General features: G+C 67.3%; 1 protein-coding gene. It reads left to right on the top strand.

The genetic code is table 11. The annotated features are described in order from the left end of the window. The coding region (locus HX846_RS38910; RefSeq protein WP_178967662.1) for an urease accessory protein UreD at positions 1 to 300 on the top strand (300 nt) is incomplete at both ends.

The raw sequence follows: 300 nt of genomic DNA, 5'->3' as shown, positions 1-300 counted from the left end.
CCAGCGGCGAGCGTTTCGACCTCGGGCACTTCCAGTCGCACCTGGATATCCGCCGCGACGGCCAGTTGATCTGGCATGAGCGCCAGCGCATTGTGGGCGCCGACGGTTTGCTCGACTCACCCATCGGGCTGGACGGGCAACCGGTGTTTGCGACCTTGCTGGTGACCGGCGAAATCGACCCTGAACTGCTCGAACAATGTCGCTCCCTGCCCCACCCGGTACGCGGCGACCTGACCCAATTGCCCGGCCTGCTGGTGGCCCGCTGCCTGGCCAGTGAAGCGCTGCTGGCGCGAGCCTGGC

Origin of the sequence: Pseudomonas sp. K5002 (genome assembly GCF_013386655.1) — a bacterium.
Taxonomy (GTDB): domain Bacteria; phylum Pseudomonadota; class Gammaproteobacteria; order Pseudomonadales; family Pseudomonadaceae; genus Aquipseudomonas.
The sequence above is the reverse complement of the archived record's forward strand: the minus strand, read 5'-3'. Positions and strand labels throughout refer to the sequence as shown.